Annotated in this window: 16 protein-coding genes and 2 pseudogenes; 2 read left to right on the top strand and 16 right to left on the bottom strand. The window is 43.1% G+C overall.

The genetic code is table 11. From position 1 onward, the window contains the following. Positions 1-183: 183 nt before the first annotated feature. Positions 184-628 (bottom strand): annotated as a pseudogene (locus tag ACT3TU_RS10100) (DMT family transporter). A 59-nt stretch (positions 629-687) separates the two neighbouring features. After that, positions 688-1,683, bottom strand: a complete 996-nt coding sequence (locus tag ACT3TU_RS10095; protein WP_444784333.1) for a phosphatase PAP2 family protein — start codon at positions 1,681-1,683, stop codon at positions 688-690. A 130-nt stretch (positions 1,684-1,813) separates the two neighbouring features. Between ACT3TU_RS10095 and ACT3TU_RS10090 the strand changes: the two genes are divergently transcribed. After that, on the top strand, positions 1,814-2,101 hold the full coding sequence (locus ACT3TU_RS10090) for a hypothetical protein (protein WP_444784332.1): 288 nt from the start codon (positions 1,814-1,816) through the stop codon (positions 2,099-2,101). On the opposite strand, the gene ACT3TU_RS10085 is transcribed toward ACT3TU_RS10090, so the two are convergent. From ACT3TU_RS10085 to ACT3TU_RS10040, 10 genes are all read right to left on the bottom strand, one after another. Continuing rightward, positions 2,098-4,251 (bottom strand): heavy metal translocating P-type ATPase, encoded by a 2,154-nt coding sequence (locus ACT3TU_RS10085; RefSeq protein WP_444784331.1) that lies wholly within the window; start codon positions 4,249-4,251, stop codon positions 2,098-2,100. The genes ACT3TU_RS10090 and ACT3TU_RS10085 overlap by 4 nt on opposite strands. A gap of 325 nt (positions 4,252-4,576) precedes the next feature. Then, positions 4,577-5,302, bottom strand: a complete 726-nt coding sequence (locus ACT3TU_RS10080) for a DUF3726 domain-containing protein (protein WP_192523095.1) — start codon at positions 5,300-5,302, stop codon at positions 4,577-4,579. A gap of 13 nt (positions 5,303-5,315) precedes the next feature. Next, positions 5,316-6,866, bottom strand: coding sequence for a hypothetical protein (locus ACT3TU_RS10075; RefSeq protein WP_225735225.1), 1,551 nt, complete (start codon positions 6,864-6,866; stop codon positions 5,316-5,318). A gap of 168 nt (positions 6,867-7,034) precedes the next feature. Beyond that, positions 7,035-8,189 carry an RNA-guided endonuclease InsQ/TnpB family protein gene (locus ACT3TU_RS10070; protein ID WP_192523094.1) on the bottom strand — a complete coding sequence of 385 codons (1,155 nt, stop codon included), beginning with the start codon at positions 8,187-8,189 and terminating at the stop codon, positions 7,035-7,037. Next, entirely contained in the window at positions 8,186-8,797 is a 612-nt protein-coding gene (locus ACT3TU_RS10065; protein WP_068404139.1) for an IS607 family transposase, read from the bottom strand. The genes ACT3TU_RS10070 and ACT3TU_RS10065 overlap by 4 nt, the downstream gene beginning before the upstream one ends. 28 nt (positions 8,798-8,825) lie before the next feature. Then, positions 8,826-9,089, bottom strand: a complete 264-nt coding sequence (locus tag ACT3TU_RS10060) for a hypothetical protein (protein WP_192523110.1) — start codon at positions 9,087-9,089, stop codon at positions 8,826-8,828. 103 nt (positions 9,090-9,192) lie between these two features. Then, positions 9,193-10,878: a BCCT family transporter gene (locus tag ACT3TU_RS10055; RefSeq protein ID WP_444784330.1), complete on the bottom strand. Its 1,686-nt coding sequence runs from the start codon at positions 10,876-10,878 to the stop codon at positions 9,193-9,195. A 143-nt stretch (positions 10,879-11,021) separates the two neighbouring features. Further along, on the bottom strand, positions 11,022-12,011 hold the full coding sequence (locus ACT3TU_RS10050) for a membrane dipeptidase (protein WP_444784329.1): 990 nt from the start codon (positions 12,009-12,011) through the stop codon (positions 11,022-11,024). A gap of 157 nt (positions 12,012-12,168) precedes the next feature. Next, positions 12,169-13,632 (bottom strand): aldehyde dehydrogenase family protein, encoded by a 1,464-nt coding sequence (locus ACT3TU_RS10045; RefSeq protein ID WP_192523091.1) that lies wholly within the window; start codon positions 13,630-13,632, stop codon positions 12,169-12,171. A 96-nt stretch (positions 13,633-13,728) separates the two neighbouring features. Continuing rightward, the gene (locus ACT3TU_RS10040; protein ID WP_444784328.1) at positions 13,729-14,118 is read right to left on the bottom strand and encodes a RidA family protein; all 390 of its coding nucleotides are present in this window, start codon (positions 14,116-14,118) and stop codon (positions 13,729-13,731) included. Positions 14,119-14,293: 175 nt separating this feature from the next. Here ACT3TU_RS10040 and ACT3TU_RS10035 point away from each other — a divergent pair, with 175 nt between their 5' ends. Then, positions 14,294-15,211, top strand: a complete 918-nt coding sequence (locus ACT3TU_RS10035) for a LysR family transcriptional regulator (RefSeq protein ID WP_444784327.1) — start codon at positions 14,294-14,296, stop codon at positions 15,209-15,211. 172 nt (positions 15,212-15,383) lie between these two features. Here ACT3TU_RS10035 and ACT3TU_RS10030 read toward each other — a convergent pair. The 4 genes and pseudogenes from ACT3TU_RS10030 to ACT3TU_RS10015 all read right to left on the bottom strand — a co-directional run. Then, positions 15,384-15,812, bottom strand: a pseudogene (locus ACT3TU_RS10030) (AMP-binding enzyme); the annotation flags it as partial. After that, the gene (locus ACT3TU_RS10025; RefSeq protein ID WP_192523088.1) at positions 15,737-15,982 is read right to left on the bottom strand and encodes a hypothetical protein; all 246 of its coding nucleotides are present in this window, start codon (positions 15,980-15,982) and stop codon (positions 15,737-15,739) included. The pseudogene ACT3TU_RS10030 and the gene ACT3TU_RS10025, both read right to left, overlap by 76 nt. Positions 15,983-16,145: 163 nt before the next feature. Next, the gene (locus ACT3TU_RS10020; RefSeq protein WP_192523087.1) at positions 16,146-17,297 is read right to left on the bottom strand and encodes an acyl-CoA dehydrogenase family protein; all 1,152 of its coding nucleotides are present in this window, start codon (positions 17,295-17,297) and stop codon (positions 16,146-16,148) included. Between the two features lie 274 nt (positions 17,298-17,571). Continuing rightward, a complete protein-coding gene (locus ACT3TU_RS10015; protein WP_192523086.1) occupies positions 17,572-19,260 on the bottom strand; it encodes an AMP-binding protein in 1,689 nt (562 codons plus the stop codon). Positions 19,261-19,309 lie beyond the last annotated feature (49 nt).

Here is a 19,309-nt window from a genome sequence, read left to right as displayed (position 1 = left end):
GTTAAATGGGAAAAAGGCGAACAAGAAAACATTGTTCTTTAAAGCAGTTCTTTAAAACAGTCCCTTAAAGTAGCTCTTTAAATTAATTCTTTAAGCTCGCTCAAAACAAACCTATCGTTCTGGTAGGTTTGTTTTTTATGGGAAGAAAAATCGATACCATATCTACTGGTAGTGGAATAGCAGCTAATGTCGTATTGACTGCGGTTTTTTCCCTATCTTCACATTTGCCAAGACTAGCCCTGACAAAATCAATATCATTGCCAACATCTTCCACCACGTTACTACCTCCCCTGTAAGCAGCACTGAAGTTACCATCGCAAATATTGGTACCAATAAAGCATATGGCATAACCTTAGAGGCCGTATTTTGGCTAAGCAGATAGGCCCATAGTCCAAAGCCAATGAGGGTTGAGATGTACACGATAAATCCAAGCGACAGCCAAGACTTGAGTGATGCCCCTGTAAACGTCGTCAACTGCCATGCAGCGGTCTCAAACATGAGAGAAGAAAAAACGCAGAGCGGTGAGCATCAGTGGTGGAAAGCTCTCAAGCCCCCATGCAATAAAGGTAAAGTTCACACCCCAAATAAAGGCAACCAGTACAGCTAAGGCTGTGTGTAAAGGAGTCATATCATTAGCCTAGGACATTATGGTTAATATTATATTTCTCAATTGACTCACTACTCTGCTTAGGATAACAACAGTGGAAATTGATAAAGTTCAGCATAAACCAGCGTACTAATAAATATTCCAATCCCACTAAGCCAGATCATATATATATGTGAAGACGCCCACTCGAGTTGCCAACTAATTTTATTTTTTGCGCTTAACCACTCTGTGACACTGATGCCAACTGTTAACCACAACGCACCCACTAAATAGCCGCCTAATACGTCACTTAAATAGTGTTCATTTAGTACAATTCTACTTAACCCTACCAATATCATAAAAAATATAGCGATAATAAATATACGAGTTTTTTGGGAAAAATTTTGATTAAACCGAATAAGCAGATAGGTGACGAACCCATATAAAGCAACCGTAATCGTAGCATGACCACTTGGAAAAGAATGGGTGTGCTCAAACAGTAAAATATTGGCAGGTCGCTCACGTTGAAATAAAGACTTACTCAAAAAAGTAAATGCAGCACTGCCTAAAGTGGCAACCATCAATCCTATGATTACATAGCGTTGCCGAATCACCCAGCAGACTATCGCAGTGAGCAGCATCACCAAAACGGTCATGGGAGTAGAAGCAAAGCTGGTTATTTGGATAAAAAAGTTAATAATGTCAGAGTCACGCAGTAAGCTCATTTGCGCCGATACAAAATAATCTGTAGCCACAATAGGTTTCAACGTGGCCACGTCTTCAACCAGTCCTAAAAACAAGGCCAGTATATAGCCCATCACTATGAATAAAAGTGTCAATGACAAACCGTGAAAATGTCGTAAATCGAACCGTTGTGACAGCATTAAATATAGCTTAGGATACCTATCTTTAAATTGAATAATGTACGTATTTTTTCCAAGGTAGCGTTTTATGATTACCCAATAGCGAATCGCTTGAGCAAGAAACCTCTGTCCATAACGAATAATCAGATACTGCAAAACCAACAAAACACTGATAACCAGAAAAAGCAGAAAACCTAAAGCGAATAATGGCTGATTTTCTTGTATATATGACATCGTTATTGAACCTTCTCCGAGACTACCCCGAATTCTATTGCATTATTTTTTAGAGCAAACCCCAAAACCCTCAATAATCTTATGGATTGAATTTTATACCAATGGACATATCGTTAGCGAAGCTGACAGTATGCGCCAAAATCTGGGTATTTTAGCAAAGCAGTACTATGCAACATCAGCCATTATTATCACGGACGCCGGTATCTCCAAGTTGGGCTATGTTAATATAGCAATATTTCGAGTCTTGGTGGGTGGACCAATTACTGTATTTAGACATAACCTCGCACTGACTAAAGCTTCTCAAAACCTTTATAAAACGTGGCTTAGTCAAAAGCCATATAACCATATAACCATAAATAATGCTAATAAAACAGCCCCCGATGTAGCGAGAGCCGTTTTATTCTTTAACTATCGTTAAGTAGAAGACCCTGTTTTAAAGCGTAGTAACCGCAAAGCATTCAGCGTAACCAGCACAGTAGCGCCAGTATCAGCCAATACGGCAATCCAAAGTCCTGTAATGCCGAGCACCGTTGTTATTAGAAATATACCTTTTAAGCCCAGTGCAAAGATGACGTTTTGATGGATATTTCTCATGGTGGCGCGGGATAAGGCAATAAGGTTCGCAACGTCCATCACGCGGCTTTTTAATAGTGCGATATCAGCCGTTTCGATAGCCACATCCGTACCACTACCCATCGCAATGCCGACATCTGCCGTTGCCAAAGCGGGTGCGTCATTGATGCCATCACCAATCATTGCTATTTTACTATTGGCTTGCATCTCGCTAAGTAGACGCAGCTTATCTTCAGGTAACAGTTCAGCCTTCCACTCTATATTCAACTGATTGGCAAGCGCTTTTGCTGTACGGCTATTGTCGCCTGTAAGCATGACAGAGCGCACATTCATCTTGTTAAGCCGTGCAATAGCTTGCTGTGCATCCTCTCGCAACTCATCACGTAGAGCCACCAACCCTAGCGCCTCACTCGTTTGCTCATCAAACAAAATCGAAACCGTCTTGCCGTCATTTTGTAGCGTTTCAATTTGAACCTGCTGCTCAGCTGACAACATAACTTTCTCAGCTACGTAGACGGGTGAGCCGATAGCTAAAGAACGTCCAGCGACAGTTGCATGAACGGCTTTACCTGCAGTAGCAGAAGCATTAGAGGCATCAGGTATAATCACCTTAGCGGCTTTGGCATGATCCACAATAGCTTGAGCAAGAGGATGACTAAAAGCGGAATCTACACTCGCAAACAGTGCCAATAATTTATCTTGATCCTCAGCGTCTATATGTGATTTTGTGAAGCCAATAATATCGGTTACCCGTGGTTTGCCTTCGGTCAGGGTACCCGTTTTATCAAAAGCGATGGTACTGACCTGACCTACCAACTCCATGACATTACCGCCTTTGATAAGCAGTCCATGACGCGCACCAACGGCCAAACCTGAGGCAATAGCAGCGGGTGTTGATAGTACTAGAGCGCAAGGACAGGCAACCAGTAATAGCGCGAGACCACGATATAGCCATGTCGCCCACTCTCCTCCCATCAGCAGCGGTGGAATGATAATGACTAAGGCAGCAATTGCCATGACGATAGGGGTATAGTAGCGGCTAAAGGTCTCAATAAAGCGCGCGGTCGGTGCTTTGGACGCTTGCGCCTGCTCCACAAGCTCAATAATACGCGCAATCGTATTATCCGCAGCCGTTTTCTCCACACGTATTTGTAGCACTCCATCAACGTTGATAGATCCAGCAAAGACATCATCGTTTATGGTCTTGGCAACAGGAACAGATTCTCCCGTCACAGGCGACTCATCAAGGCTGGATATACCTTGGATAATGACTCCATCAGCAGAGACTCTATCACCAGGACGCACGAGAACTTTATCGTTAACCTGTAATGAAGTTGCCGCTACCTGACGTTGTTGCCCTTGCGCGTCCAATAAGATAGCCGTCTTTGGCACTAGTGACGATAAAGCTCTGATCCCTGCGCGAGCACGATCAGCCGCGACGCTCTCTAACAACTCACCAACAGAGAATAAGAATACCACGGCAGCGGCTTCTTCAGCTTCACCAATAATAAGGGCACCGATAGCAGCAACGGACATGAGCATTTCGATTGAAAAAGGCGAACCTGTTGACGCCAGTACAAAAGCTTTACGGACAAATGGCAGGACACCAATAGCCACAGCAGCCACAAAAGCCCATGCGCCATATTCAGGGAAAATTAAAGACAACACATATGCTGCGCTCATCAAAAGCCCAGTACCAACGACCTGCTTGCCCTTTATGGTCTGCCACCAGCGCTTATCGTCTACAGCTGCTTGACTACCATCAATGCCCACCTTATTTTTTTGGTCGGTTAACTCTGACACACCAAACCCCAGACGCTTAATGGTTTTTTTGATCTCTTCAACGTCAGTCGTTGCATCAGGCGCTAGGGTTAGCTCTAGCCTTTGGGTAGCAAAGTTTAGCTGCACCTCAGAGACGCCATGCATACGTATTAGCGCCCTCTCAATTTTGCCAACACAACTCGCACAGTCCATACCTTCAATATGATATTGCATAATCATTTATCCTTTTATTGAAGGCATTATGAACCCTGTAGTGGCTTCAGAGTCAAGGTTTTTGACAACAAGGCAGTTTGATTTTCTATCATCAAACTGCCTTGTTGTTTTAGATTATAGAGGGCATTATTTGAAGAAATAAAAATGCTTATAGCGGCAGTAGTTTCTACTGCCGCTATTATAAGAAAGAGAAGTTATTACTGGAGCCTTTACGCAGCCAAAATGCTAACTCTTAATTTTGGCTATGCAGTATACTGGGGCCTGTCCTCATTTTGAAAATGGTGATACGCCCTAGAGTTTTATCGCTCAAGACTCGTTCTGTCACCTACACGCCCCCTGCCCCTTTACTTGATGCCTCGCTATTTTCAACCAATATCGCCGCAGCACTTTTCTTAAGTATTGCCCATTGCTCATCGTCGACATAAACGCCTTCTTTCCAAGCGCGCTGATGGGTTTCGAACAGCTCATCCGTTGATATTTTATGGTCAAAATACTGAATATCTTGTTCAATATCAAAATTAGAGGTCGCAAGCTCAATTACCATATCATTGGTATTATAATTCTCCTGCCCCTCATTAAAGAAATATAAATCAGGATAGACAAACCTTTTATCCAAAGTAAAGATGGTGTGCTTAGGGGCGCTGCCATTATCCCACTTAGCCAGACAAGCGATGCCTTTTGCCGCAAGAGTTACCAGTTCGCTATAAGCCAGCCAGCGGTTATGACAGTTACGCAAGTAGATTCTGAAATGCTCACGATTGCCCATTTTTTCAATGGCGTAGTCCATCACCACCGGTAAATGACAGACCAGACTGCTGCCATGCAGATCTAAGATGAGCTCTTCCTCAGTTTGATGAACGATATCAATGGCCACATCACGTTCGGACAGTATAAAAGGACTGGCATTATTAAAATGTAAAATACCATTGAGTCCAGCCATCTGTAGCTCCGCTACCATAGAAGCAATAAGATCTGCCTCACCCACCTCACGTTGCAACCCCAAAAAGGCTTTATTCACCATGGTCACGATTTCATTATGCGATACAATCATGTCTCAATACTCCTTATTGGGCAGTTAACGGTAAGGTGGTCAACTCATTTATTTTTGGTAAAAGAGGAAATAGCCATTCATCACTATGCACATCATTGAATAACGGCGCACCTTGGAACAAGGTCACACGCACCCAGCGATCTGAACGTGGATCAAACTTAGTTGCACCAAACATAGACAATTTACAGCGCAATAAATGCATCGGTAATGCGGTTTTTTGCAATACGTTAATCTGAATATCGCCCATCTTCTTATGACCCATCGTCCAAACACGACGGGCGATGGTGCGATATTTTGGCTGGGTTAAGATAAATTCTGATAGCAACTGTTGTGGATTTGCCTGCTGTAACGCTAAATACAAAGTATTCGCTTGTCTGCCAATATCGAGCAAGAACTCTTTATCATCGCCACGCTCTTGTCCACGCACGCCCATTCTCGGCTCTTCTTTATCCTCAGAGCGATACCAAAACCAATAGACATTTTCTTCTGCAGCAAAATCAATGTTGATTGCCCACTGATAACGCGCCTCTAAAACCTCAATTAAGTCTTGAAGGACTTTGCCACTGGGCAGTGACATGGTCTCATCAGCGTTTACTTGCCCTGCAAACTCATCTACAAGATCAGGATAAAGCTCCATCAAGCAAGAGATAATAACCTCTTGACTCTCAAAAATTAAATGATCATTGCGCTGTAAAAAATCAGCCCATGTTTTACACTTTTTGAGCTCAGATGTGAGATTGTTTTGTAGGCTCGTTAATTCCTGCACAATGATGTTATTGATAATAATTTGTGGCTCATTGATAGTAACTACTTCAGAAAAATGCTGAATAGCACGATTCATTAAGCTTGAGAACTGCTGTATCTTATTATTATCCGCTTGATGCTCAATATCACAAACCAATACCGCTTGTAACGCCCCTTCGCGAGTACTTAGCCACTGATCAACGACACAAGGATGATTGATTAAATAAGGCGCCATACCCAAACCAGTGGCATTACCAATACCCAAATATTGCTTAATCTCTGGGTGTAGGCTGACTGCCTTATCGCCACCTTTTTTCTTAGCCAAATAATCGACCCAGTCGAGGCTAAACTCTCGAAGCAAATACACCGCACACATTTGCGCACGAAATGATTGGTTGAAGTCTTCGCTATGATCGAGTGGTTTAAAGTCAAAAATACCAAACTTACCATTGCCATAAACCGCAGTGGTGCGCAGGATATAACCGACTTGCGCCAGTACGTCCAAATCAGGTTGCTGTCCATCGGCAAGCGCACTGACAATATGCTCAAAGACTCGCACGCTTTTATTAGCCCGTGCCAGCACCATCACCATGTTTGAGTTGCGACCGGCTTCTTGTAGCGGCACGTTAGCTTTTAGGTTTGCCAATAGCTCATCGCCAATTTCGCCATAAACCAAAGCAAATGTCACATCCCACTTTTGCGCAATCACGCGATCATTGCGTTCTTCATCGGCAATCTGATTGCAAAACACCACCAAGTGATAAACGTGCTCCGGCGTTTGCAAACGATAGATAACTTGTCCGTAGCCATTGTCATCCAAACCGTTCCAAAAATCTTACTCAAACCTAGCCAATATTGACTATTAGATAGGTTTGACGTTTTCTTTCTGCTTCATTGTCACGCGCTATTTCTCATTTGAGATTTAGACTGACCACGACTCCACAGACTTTTTTAATTGGCGATGGAACTCACCGTCCAATAAACAGGATTATGCAGCTGTTAAAATAACAGTCGCGTTATTTAAAATATTGATGCTGGCGTTGAGGTCACGGTCATGAGAAACCTGACAGTTAGGGCACAACCACTCACGCATTTTCAATGTTAGCTCATCTTTACCAAGGATATGATTGCAGTTTGAACAGGTTTTTGAGCTTGGGTAGAAGGGTCCGACTGATTTCACAACCTTGCCTTGCTCAGTGGCTTTGTAGATAAGCTGTCGCTTAAACTCAAAGAAACCCAAGTCACTGATAGCTCTTGATAGCCGCCTGTTCTTAACCATACCTTTGACATTCAAATCCTCAATCGCAATCACATCGAACTCATTAACCAGACTTGTTGTGATTTGATGGAGAGAATCTTGCCTAATACACCTGATCTTATAGTGCAAACGAGAGAGCTTGGTTTTCGCTTTTTCTCTGTTTTTACTGCCTTTTTTAGTGCGACTGAGCGCTTTGTTTAGCGTTCTTAGTTTTTTAAGGTTTGCTTGAAGTGGTTTTGGCGCTTTAATTTTAGTGCCGTCTGATAAAACCAGTAAGTCGGTAATACCAAGATCAACACCAACGCTTTTACCTGTCTTTTTAGTAGGAATTACAGCTTTTTGTATTTCAACAGCCACACTAACAAACCACTTACCGCCACGTTTAGAGACGGTGGCTGACATGATCTTGCCGTCAAAACGTAAAGCTTCTTTTAAGCGAACCCAGCCCAAGTTTGGGATACGAATGGATTTACCTTTAATGGCAAATTGGTCGTTGGATAAACTGAATCTATCGTCACGGCCTTTTTTACGAGCGGTTGGGTATTTCGCTAAGCCTTTAAAGAAGTTGTTATAAGCATCACCCAACTGCATGATTGCCGCCTGCGGAGCGCATTTGGTCACTTCCAGCATATAGGGGAATAATTCACGCTTAATGGCGTTCAATTCGCGTCTGAGCTTCGCCTGTGAGGGCTTGTTTAGATTTTTAGTATCAACCTCAACGCCTGCGGCCAAACACGCATCACGGTACGCTTTGTCAAGCGCATACTGCCGCTGCCACTCATGCAAAGCCCAGTTGTAGGCTTTTCTCGCCACGCCACAAGCACGAGCAAGGTGATTTGCCTGTACGTTGTTTGGCTTGAGTTCGATAATGTGTCCACGGATCATAATGCTTTTTTAACCGCCTCTATTAATTGTTGGTTTTTCTTGCTGCGAGAGCCGTATAGCCTCGCTGAAAATACGGTGATAATCTCCAATACATCTTGGGCTAATTCTTGCTCAAAACTCAACTCTTCACCTTGATTGATTATTACCACTTCAACGTCACGAGCCTCACACAACATGAAAACCAGTTCTGCACCAAATCGTAAAAGCCTGTCTTTATGGGTAATTACCAGCCGTTCAACTTTATTGCTCAGTATGTCATCAAGCAGGTTTTTTAAGCCTTTCTTTTTATAATTCATTCCACTACCAAGATCGGTAATCGTCTCAAAAGTCCAGCCTTGCCTGGCACAATAAAGTTCCAAAACTTGAGACTGGCGAAGTAAGTCGTCTTTTTGATCACGACTCGACACACGAGCATAAGCAATGGTTTTTCGGTCTAATTTAGGTGGTGTATTCAAGGAATGCGGTCTGATTTCACTTAAATCATATCGCCTATGCCCGTTCTCGGTTCGCTTGGCGACTAACGTACCATCCTCATCCCAACGTCTTAATGTGGATTGAGCAACCCCGAAATGTTTGGCAGCCTCCCCAATACTAACCAGTTTCCCCATAACTTGCTCTCTATATTATAGATATAATCTATCTATTATAGTAATAAATAGGTAGGTTTGTATATGTTTTATTTAACTGTTTGCAACCCCAAAGATGCTTAGTTAGCGTCCAATTTTCTTTATCAATTTTACGCAGGAGCGTACGCACAAAGCTAATACGCGTTTGGTGCATCGCGCCCAATCTCTCAGATTGCATCACTACATCTGGGGTACGAAAGCTGACCGCGTCTAAATTATCGTTGGCTAGCTTTCCATTGTTTGGGTTACTATTACCTAATAAGCTATGTTCCATATGACTCTCACCTTAAATAATATATTAAGCCAATAATTTATCTGCTACTTTTAAATACTGACATCAATGCGTAAATAGGTTATCCGCTATATCCATGACGCATTCAATCGATTTCTTTAGTAGTGTTTTGTCTAGCAAGCTTTTCTTCCGCAATTTTATGATCTGTCTCAACTCGGTTAGGACGATAAAGATCTTGATCGCGTGCCATTTGCTGAGCAATCTTGGGTCCGTTCCATAATGATGGCAGTAGAACGAATGACACCGGTACCGCGGTAATCACGATAAAGGATTGCAAAGCTGTCACCCCACCTGAACCCAGCGAGATTAAAACGATAGCCGTTACCCCCATCATAATGCCCCAAAAGGTACGGATCATAGCGTTGGGCTCGCGCTCACCACTGATAACAACACTGATGGTATAGGTCATTGAGTCGCCGGTTGTGACGATAAAGACCATGGTTAAAATAATAAATAATAGCGAGGTAATTAAGGGGAATGGCAGCTGCTGAGTGACAGCCAACAAAGCACCCGGTAGATTAAAACCTTCAAAAGCGGTACTAACACTACCCGGATTGGCAATCTCAAACGCCAGACCTGAGCCACCAACGACCGTGAACCAAAAGCAGGTCACTAGTGGAGCAATAATACAAACCGTGGTGATTAATTGGCGAATGGTACGACCGCGTGAGATACGGGCAATAAAGATAGCCATCATCGGTCCATAACCCAAGAACCAACCCCAAAAGAATACTGTCCAGCCACCGAGCCAGCCTTCATCACCGCGAAAAGTCGCCATCGGGATAAAGTTATGCACCATCGTGCCAACGCCTTGGATATAACCATTAACAATAAAATTGGTTGGCCCAAACACCAAGATAAAGACCATAAGTGCTACAGCCAACATAACGTTAAAGCGACTAAGTAATTGCATACCGCGAGCCAGCCCACTAATGGCTGAGATGGTATAAAGGGCAATGGCAAAGATGATAATAACGAGTTGGGTAACGAACGTATCAGGAACACCGAATAGTGTATTGAGTGCATAGCTGGTTTGCAGTCCCAAAAAACCAATGGGACCAATCGTACCGGCAGCAACCGCGACAATACAGCAGGCATCAATGATTGCGCCCGTTTGACCATGTAGAACACGTTCGCCAAACATAGGATACAGGAGCGTACGAGGTTTAAGTGGCAAGCCTTTGTCATAATGCAAATGCATTACCACGATAGCGGTCAAGCTACCGACAATCGACCACGCCAAAAAACCCCAGTGCATAAATGACTGGGATAAAGCATTAAATGCACGTTGTTGGATATCAGCAGATTCGCCGTAGAGAGGTGGTGCTGTCACAAAGTGAGCAATCGGTTCAGCGGCTGCCCAAAAGACTCCACCACCCGCAAGTAGCGTACAAAATAGAATCGCCATCCATTTAAAGTTGTCCATTTCAGGCTTGGGTAGATTGCCTAAAATGACCCTTCCGGTGCGACCAGCGCCAACTGCTAACGCAATCACAAAAGCGGCTAACAATAAGATTTGCCAAAAAGGACCAAAAACTTTAGCCGACCACACAAAACCCAAGTCCACTATTTTCGATAAGCGCTCTTCTGCAAAGATCGCCATGAGAACAAAAATAATAATGAAACCACCACTGTACCAAAATGCTGGGTTTTTGAGCCCTAGCGTATCGGATGAGGCTTCTGCATGGGCTGAAGTATCCGCTATCTTAACGGCATCATTAGAGCGTCCTTGCCCATTATCCTTGCTATTAAATCCCTTTAAGTCAGCCATGGTGTGGCTCCATAATGATGTGTCATTTAAATTAGAGAGTTATCTAAACAGTCTTACTTTTCTGATCTTGTCTTGCTCTGCTTTACCTTTTAATAATTCAAATAGTATGTAGCGTCATAGCGCACTAAATACCGCTTAAACATTTAAGCTAGAGGCTTGATACCGCTCTCAAGAAAGTTGAACCAGTTTTGACCGATAATCTTACCGGCATCGGTATCATTGAAACCATGTTGCAATAGACCGTTATAGATATTTTCCATACCGTCCTTGCCAGCAAACCACGGCAGCGTATCAGGCCAGCCTGAATTATTGGCATTACCTTCACCATAATCCATCGCCTTTGACCAACGACCGTTACGCATCCACTCAAGTACTGCTTGTGGTTGGTTAAGACATAAATCACTACCAATCGCTAAATGCTCAACGCCATATTTATCGGCACAATCAGCAATCATGCTACAAAAGTCATTGAGCGTACAGGCGCTGCCATTCGGCAAGTGAAATGGATATAAGCTAAAACCTAACAATCCGCCAGCTTTGGTCAAAGCACTAATAACGGTATCGGATTTATTGCGCAGCGCCTCATGGGCAGTACTCGGATTGGCGTGACTGATACAGATTGGACGGCTCGATATCTCAATGGCCTCAAGCGTTGACTGCTCAGCGCTATGCGACATATCAATAATCATCCCGACGCGATTCATCTCGGCGATTGCCTGTTGACCGAAACGCGTTACCCCAGAATCATTCTGCTCATAACAACCTGTCGCTAGTAAGCTTTGATTGTTATAAGTCAATTGCATAATCAATAAACCTAAGCGGCGCATGACACTAATCAAACCAATCTCATCATCGATAGGCGAGCAGTTTTGCGCGCCAAAGAAGATACCTACTTTGCCTTGTTGCTTAGCAGTCTCAATATCAGCGACCGAATACACAGGCAAGATCAAATCACTATTTTGCTCAAAGCGTGCATGCCATTCCGCAAAGCGCGTTAGGGTTTGACGAGCATTCTCGTGATAGACCAAGGTGGCGTGTACCGCATCGATACCACTGGCTTGTAGCATCTTGAAATAATCACGATCCCAGTGGCTATACTGTAATCCGTCAATGATGATATGGTCTTGGTACATCTCAAACTCCTTTTGAGCTCTTAAAAATAGTGTCTACTGCTCTTAACTATTTAGAATTTTAATGTAGGGTGCGCCCTGCGCACCAATTTAAAAACATATATATTTAATCGGTGCGCAAAACGCGCCTTACGTCTTTATCCCAGCTAATAAAAGCCCATTAATAAGCTTTTTGATAAGCCGTTTTAACGATGGTATAAAACTCTTTGGCGTACGTTCCTTGTTCGCGTGGACCGAAGCTTGACTCTTTACGACCACCGAATGGCACATGATAATCTGTACCTGCCGTTGCTAGATTGACCATCACGCAGCCTGCTTGGACTTGTTCTTTAAACATCGCGCTATTACGCAAACTTTGGGTAATAATGCCGCCAGTTAAGCCAAAACGCGTGTCATTAGTCATGGCAATCGCTTCTTCCAAGTTCTGCACACGCATGACGCAAGCAAGCGGAGCAAATACTTCTTCTTGGTTGATGTCCCAGCTATTATCAGTTTCGGTAAATAAGGTAGGCGACATATAATAACCGTCATGCGGCATGTCTAAACGCTCGCCACCAAAGGCTAAATTGGCACCAACTTGCTTGGCTTTTTCAATCCAATCCATGTTAGACGCAAGCTGCTTGTCATCAACGATTGGACCCATAAAGATACCGTCATCAAGCGCATGACCGACTTTTAAGGTTTTCATTTTTGCAATAACGCCATCAACGAAAGCATCATGAATACCGTCCATCACAATCAGACGTGAAGAGGCGGTACATTTCTGACCCGACCCACCGAACGCGCCAGCAACGGCAGCATCAATAGCCACTTGCAAATCAGCATCGTCAGCGATGACCAAGGCATTTTTACTGCCCATCTCTAACTGGCAACGGACAAAGTTTGGTGCGGTTGCCGCCGCAACTTTACGACCAGTCGCGACTGAACCAGTAAAGCTGACCGCATCGATGTCTTTTGAATTAATCAACGCATCACCAACTGATGAGCCGCCACCAAGTACCAAGTTAAACGTGCCTTCTGGCAATCCTTGACGGTGAATAATTTCTGCCAACGCCACCGCACTGGCTGGCGTTAGATTCGCAGGCTTCCAAATGACGCTATTACCATAGGCTAACGCTGGTGCAATCTTCCAGACAGCGGTAGCAGTTGGGAAGTTCCAAGGAGAAATGATAGCGACGACTCCGACCGCTTCACGGGTTACCTCGACTTTCACCCCAGGACGTACCGAGTCAGCAAGGTCGCCCATTTGGCGTAATACTTCAGCGGCATAATAATGAAAGAATTGACCAGCGCGATAAATCTCGCCTCGACCTTCCGCAAATGGTTTGCCTTCTTCACGTGATAGCAAAGTACCTAGCTCATCACAACGCGCAATCATCTCATCGCCAATGGCTTGTAGAATTGACTGCTTTTTTTCTATGGGCGTCTTTTCCCATTTTGGCTGGGCAAGGCGCGCAGCTGCAATAGCATCTTGTACTTGGTCACTGCTGGCTTGAGCAAACTCACCAATGGTTTCCGTAACATCAGATGGGTTAATATTAGAAATCGTATCGCTACCTGCTTGCCATTCACCGTTGATATAAAGTGAGCGTTGTGGGTCTTGTTGAGTTACTTGAGTTGACATAAGAACATCCTTAATAACAATTTTTAGTGAGTTTATTTAAATAAAAAATACAATAGATTTGGGTCATAAAATAAATAGAAAATTACAAATGAAAGCCTAAGGTACAGCCGCATAAACAACTAGCTCGACCAACATTTCTTCACGCGCCAATCCTGATATTACTAAAGCAGCGCGATTTGGGAAAGGCGCGGTGAAGTATTCAGCATAAACCTGATTGACCACTTTTAGATAGTCGCGGTCAGTGACATAAATTAATACCTGTAATACCGAGTCCTTATTAGTATTAGCACATTCTAGGGTATGCTTTAAATTATCAAGTGTTTGGCGAGTTTGGGCTTCGATACCACCTGCGACCACCTCACCATTTTCATCAATAGGGATTTGCGCAGTATATAAGGTGCCATTATTAGTCACTGCCCACTCAAGTGGCGACTTAGAGGCATATAGCGAGGTTTTTACGGCTTGTTTGGTTGAGTGGGTAGTCATTTCTTATATCCTTTAAGTAGATGGTTGCATCAATCCTTTACTTTCTAACCCTTATGCTACCTATTTAAATATGATAAATCTAACCAATTAAATATTAAATATGATAGATTTAATCTATCACTTGAAGCCATCATGTTTTTTCGAGATATCAGCAAGCATAAAGGTGCTAACCACTATGAAACTGCAGCAGTTAAGACATTTTTTATTTGTAGTAGAAGAAGGCGGCTTTCGCGCGGCCGCCAATCGTGCCAGTCGCTCGCAAGCAGCCATATCAGCATCTATAAAGGAGTTAGAGAAGACGCTGAATCAGCGTTTATTTGAAGTCGGAAATAAAGCGGTGTTGACAAGTTTTGGAGAAAGCTGTGTACCCAAAATTCAGCAGTTCCTTAGTGTTTATCAAGGATTAGAAGATGATTTACAAGCAATCGCCTCAGGGGATAAAGGAAAGATAAGGATTGCCAGCGTGCCATCATTGGTGACTAAGCTACTGCCTAGCGTCTTGGTCGCCTATTCAAAAAAATTTCCGGATATCGAAGTCGTCTTGATAGATGATAATGCGGTGGGTGTGGCAAATCGCTTGCTGACAGGAGAAGTTGATTTAGCATTAGGCAACTGTACGAGTATCAATCAAGCGGATATTGATTTTACTCCGCTCATATCAGACCCCATCGGTGTGGTCTGCCTGAAAAGCAATGAGCTAAACCGTTTATCAGAGCAGCAGTCAAAGTCGTCAAAAACTAAAGCTCAAAAAGGGCTAAAATGGCAGAAGCTAATGACACAGCCATTTATCTATAATGGTACTTGTAAGCTCCTTGAAAATACACCTGCTGAAGCCCTTAATCGCAAGGCTCGCTACACAGTAGAAAACATCACTTCATTGTTCTCGTTATTGAGAAATGACTTAGGTGTCACTACCCTACCGAAACTTGCTTTTCCTTCTAACGAACCTGAGCTGGTTTGGATAAGTTTACTTGACCCCTCTTTAAATAGACAAATTGGTATTTTTAAATTGGCGAATAAAACCATCTCCCCGCCTGCTCAAGCTTTTTATGAGCTGTGTGTGGCATATGTTCAAGAGCACTATTTATTGTAATTGAAAAACCTATGATTTCCTCCCTACTACTCAAAGCGTCTTATCGGTCAATTTAGGGCTATATAAGCTAGTGAACTACCTAAAATCCATTTAAAAAAAAGCTGTTGACCCTGAGTACTTTGTAGGGTCAACAGCTTTTCTATTTTTAGACAAAAGTCTTAATATTGCTTAATTAATCGATCAAACCGCGCTCAATAAGGTGATTAGCATACTGCTCACGTAAGTCTTTTTTGAGCATTTTCCCAGTACCATTTAACGGAACTGCTTCTACGAAGATGACAGCATTAGGAAGCTGCCATTTTGCTACCTTACCTTCATAATGAGCGATTAGCGCCTCTTCGCTTACCTGCTCGCCAACCGCCAATTGGGTAATGATAATCGGACGCTCATCCCATTTTGGATGTGTGGCGCCAATAACCGCTGCCATAGCTACCGAAGGATGCGACATAGCAATATCTTCTAGCTCTACTGATGATATCCACTCACCACCCGACTTGATTAAGTCTTTGGCACGATCTCGAATTCTTAAATACCCGTCTTCGTTGATGGTTGCAATATCGCCTGTATCGAACCAACCATCGGGCTCAAGCGCTGACTCTTCACTAAAGCATTAGCCAGACGCTTACTATTACTATGTATGGTTTTCCAATCCAAATGAGTGGTACTACCATCCGTCTCACGCGAGATAATTGGGGTATCGCCATGATATTTGGCTGCATGTTCAATTAAATGACTAATCAGCAATGGACGGTGCATCATTTGTCCGAGCATACTTTCCTCCTTGAAAGTTCGTTCTGAATAGTTGGGTGTTATCTCATTTAGCAAGCTCATCAAAGGTTAAAAATTCAAAATGACAAGTATGTTCATAACACCCAAAAAAAGGTAATTACCGACACCTGACCTATATAAATCAGGTGGTTTTACCAAACCACTTTTACATGAAACGTGCCGCAAGCTCCTTCATAATCTCATTGGTGCCGCCATAGATTTTTTGTACCCGTGCATCGGCATAGAGTCGAGCGATAGGATATTCCATCATATAGCCATAGCCACCAAATAATTGCACGCATTCATCCATGACGATACATTGTTTTTCAGTCACCCAATACTTAATTAATGCGGCATGTTGTACAGTAAGCTTTTTGTCTAACAACGCCTCTATAGCAGCATCACATAGCGCACTTGCGGCGATATAATGACTGTTACACTCAGCCAGTTTAAAACGGGTATTTTGAAAGCCCCAGACTGGTTTGCCAAAAGCAGTACGCTCTTTGGTATAGTCAATGGTCAAATCTAGTGCTAGTTTCATAGCGCCAATACCTGCCAACGCTACGATCAAGCGTTCCTGCGGCAACTCTTGCATCAACTGCATAAAGCCCATACCTTCAACGGTACCGAGTAAATTCGCTTGCGGCACACGCATATTGCTAAAGAATAGCTCTGAGGTATCTTGTGAAGCCAAACCTAGCTTTTTCAGCTTTTTACCGCGCTCAAATCCTGGGGCATTGTCGGTTTCTACTACAATTAGCGAGACGCCTTTAGCACCCTGATCTCTATCCGTTTTACAAGCAACGATGATTAAGTTGCCTAATTGACCATTGGTAATAAAAGTCTTTGAGCCATTGATAATATAGTCATCATCATCCTTGACGGCAAAGGTTTTGATGTTTTGCAAATCAGAGCCTGTACCCGGCTCAGTCATAGCAATAGCGCCAATAAGCTCACCGGTCGCCATCTTCGGTAGCCATTTCTGCTTTTGCGCCTCTGTTCCGTGATGCAAGATATAAGGCGCTACGATTCCTGAATGCAAAAAGCCGCCAAATCCTGCTTGGTTGGCTTCTGCCTGAGCATAAATTAATGCCGCTTCATGACGAAAGTCACCGCCTGCTCCGCCATACTCTTCTGGCATAGAGGCACATAAAAAGCCCATTTCGCCAGCTTCTAACCACGCTTCGCGATCCAGCATGCCACTTTCACGCCACTTTTCGTCATGCTGCTCCCAATCTTTAAAAAGTTTTAGCGCACTCTCGTGCAGCATCTCAATCTCTTCGTCCATCCATTTCGGTTTAAAACAGGCGATAGCCATAAAATCTTCCTTGATAGTTTATTAAATTTGAGTTGGTATAAGGTTTATAAAAAACCACTATTTAGGCAAAGCACCCTTATTACTCTTTATGATAAAAGTAAGAAGTATTTATCTTAAAAACTATATATTTATCATAGGTAATTTAAATTACCATAAATAACATCCTTGTTGCTTAGCAAGACCTATTATTTGTTAAGATCACCCTTATAGTCAAGTAACAATTAAAATAATAGTCAGTTATATCGGTAATTAAAATTACCCTAAAAACTATATCTTAAGCCGCCTCATTGGCTTTTTTTCGCAGTTCATGACGCAGTATTTTACCAACCGTTGACTTGGGCAACTCGGTGATAAACTCAATGTCACGAGGACATTTATAGCCTGCCAAGCTTTCTTTACAAAACGCTTTAATCTCTTCCTCCGTGACACTAGAATCCGACTTTACCACGTAGGCTTTGACTGATTGACCTTGTGATTCACTATCAACGCCGACCACCGAACATTCAGCCACCTTGGGATGTGCTTCAATGACATTTTCGACTTCATTGGGATAAACATTAAAACCACTCACAATAATCATATCTTTTTTGCGATCGAATATTTTTACGTAGCCTTTATCATCCATAGTGCCGATATCACCTGTTTTGAGGTAACCATCAGCGGTGAAAAATCCCGCATTGTCGATATTGTGATAACTAGAGATGACATTATCGCCTTTGATACAGAGCTCTCCTACATCTCCTAACTGTAGAACGCTTCCAGCTTCATCACGAATGCTGATATCTATACCGGGTAATGGCATGCCGATGCTACCGTTAAACTCCTTATTGGTAAAAGGATTGGCGGTGCCTACGCCCATGGTCTCTGACATACCCCAACCTTCTAAGATAGGATGACCCGTTGCTTTAAGCCACTTTTTAGCCGTTTCTGGCGTCGCTGCCATACCACCAGCAACAGACAGTTTTAGCTCAGAGACATCAATGGTTTTAAACTGAGGATGCGCCATTAACGCTTGAAATAAAGTGTTTACTGCGGGTAAAAGATGGAATGGACGCGATTTGAGTGTTTTGATAAAACCATCGATATCACGCGGATTGGTAATTAGCATCAGGTGCTGACCCAATCTGACACCTACCATAGAGATTACAAAAGCAAATATATGGTATAGAGGCAAAGCAACGATAGTATTTATTTGCTCCTTGCTAGTCACTCCATCATAAATAGGTTGAAACCAAGCCTCATACTGCGTGGTTGCAATTTCTATGTTGTGATGGCTGATAATAATACCCTTAGCCTTGCCTGTCGTACCGCCTGTATAGGTCAACAACGCCACATCTTTAGCGCCAGCTTGAGGGCGGGTATAGCTCATACCTTTACCCTTTCTCAAGATGGATTTATAGGCGTAGACTTTATACTGGCTATTGGATTTAAGCGTGTGGGCTGGAACTGCTTTTTTGACATATTTTGCCGCCAAATCGACGATTTTACCTTTGACAGTGCCTAACATATCGCCGATATCGCTACACACAACGGTTTTTACACCAGTTCCACCAACTATTTTTTCAAGCGTTGCGCAAAAAGGCGTCAAAATGAATATGGCTTTACAATCAGAGTCATTAAGTTGGTATTCAAGCTCTCGAGCTGTGTATAGCGGGTTGACCAAGGTAATGACCATACCTGCTCGCAGTGCACCAATAACGATAGGCAGATACTGATTGACATTAGGCATCATAATGGCAATCACCGATCCTTGCTTAAGACCTAGGCTTTGTATCCAAGCGGCAACCACTTTTGATGCCTCATCAACCTGAGCGTAGGTATGAGTCACGCCCATATTGGTGATCAGCTCATCTTGAGAAAATTTTGCAAAAGAGCGCTCAAATAGCTCTAAAAGGGATTGGTTGGTCGCTGAGACATCAGCTACGACGCCTTTAGGATAATTCTCTAGCCAAACCTTTTTCATAATAAACCTTCCTTGGTTTTTTATCATTGATGGTTAACTCGATAAGCTA

Origin of the sequence: Psychrobacter sp. AOP3-A1-26 (genome assembly GCF_052378235.1) — a bacterium.
GTDB lineage: Bacteria > Pseudomonadota > Gammaproteobacteria > Pseudomonadales > Moraxellaceae > Psychrobacter.
Note: the sequence above shows the minus strand (reverse complement) of the source record. Positions and strands in the feature narration are given on the sequence as shown.

What these genes read in the sequence shown, in the direction of transcription:
- ACT3TU_RS10060 (WP_192523110.1), bottom strand. Translation starts at nt 9,089, where the DNA reads ATGGAACATAGCTTATTAGGTAATAGTAACCCAAACAATGGAAAGCTA.
- ACT3TU_RS10065 (WP_068404139.1), bottom strand. Translation starts at nt 8,797, where the DNA reads ATGGGGAAACTGGTTAGTATTGGGGAGGCTGCCAAACATTTCGGGGTT.
- ACT3TU_RS10025 (WP_192523088.1), bottom strand. Translation starts at nt 15,982, where the DNA reads ATGCTCGGACAAATGATGCACCGTCCATTGCTGATTAGTCATTTAATT.
- ACT3TU_RS10020 (WP_192523087.1), bottom strand. Translation starts at nt 17,297, where the DNA reads ATGGCTATCGCCTGTTTTAAACCGAAATGGATGGACGAAGAGATTGAG.
- ACT3TU_RS10090 (WP_444784332.1), top strand. Translation starts at nt 1,814, where the DNA reads ATGCGCCAAAATCTGGGTATTTTAGCAAAGCAGTACTATGCAACATCA.
- ACT3TU_RS10040 (WP_444784328.1), bottom strand. Translation starts at nt 14,118, where the DNA reads ATGACTACCCACTCAACCAAACAAGCCGTAAAAACCTCGCTATATGCC.
- ACT3TU_RS10035 (WP_444784327.1), top strand. Translation starts at nt 14,294, where the DNA reads ATGAAACTGCAGCAGTTAAGACATTTTTTATTTGTAGTAGAAGAAGGC.
- ACT3TU_RS10050 (WP_444784329.1), bottom strand. Translation starts at nt 12,011, where the DNA reads ATGTACCAAGACCATATCATCATTGACGGATTACAGTATAGCCACTGG.
- ACT3TU_RS10095 (WP_444784333.1), bottom strand. Translation starts at nt 1,683, where the DNA reads ATGTCATATATACAAGAAAATCAGCCATTATTCGCTTTAGGTTTTCTG.
- ACT3TU_RS10080 (WP_192523095.1), bottom strand. Translation starts at nt 5,302, where the DNA reads ATGATTGTATCGCATAATGAAATCGTGACCATGGTGAATAAAGCCTTT.
- ACT3TU_RS10015 (WP_192523086.1), bottom strand. Translation starts at nt 19,260, where the DNA reads ATGAAAAAGGTTTGGCTAGAGAATTATCCTAAAGGCGTCGTAGCTGAT.
- ACT3TU_RS10070 (WP_192523094.1), bottom strand. Translation starts at nt 8,189, where the DNA reads ATGATCCGTGGACACATTATCGAACTCAAGCCAAACAACGTACAGGCA.
- ACT3TU_RS10085 (WP_444784331.1), bottom strand. Translation starts at nt 4,251, where the DNA reads ATGCAATATCATATTGAAGGTATGGACTGTGCGAGTTGTGTTGGCAAA.
- ACT3TU_RS10045 (WP_192523091.1), bottom strand. Translation starts at nt 13,632, where the DNA reads ATGTCAACTCAAGTAACTCAACAAGACCCACAACGCTCACTTTATATC.
- ACT3TU_RS10055 (WP_444784330.1), bottom strand. Translation starts at nt 10,878, where the DNA reads ATGGCTGACTTAAAGGGATTTAATAGCAAGGATAATGGGCAAGGACGC.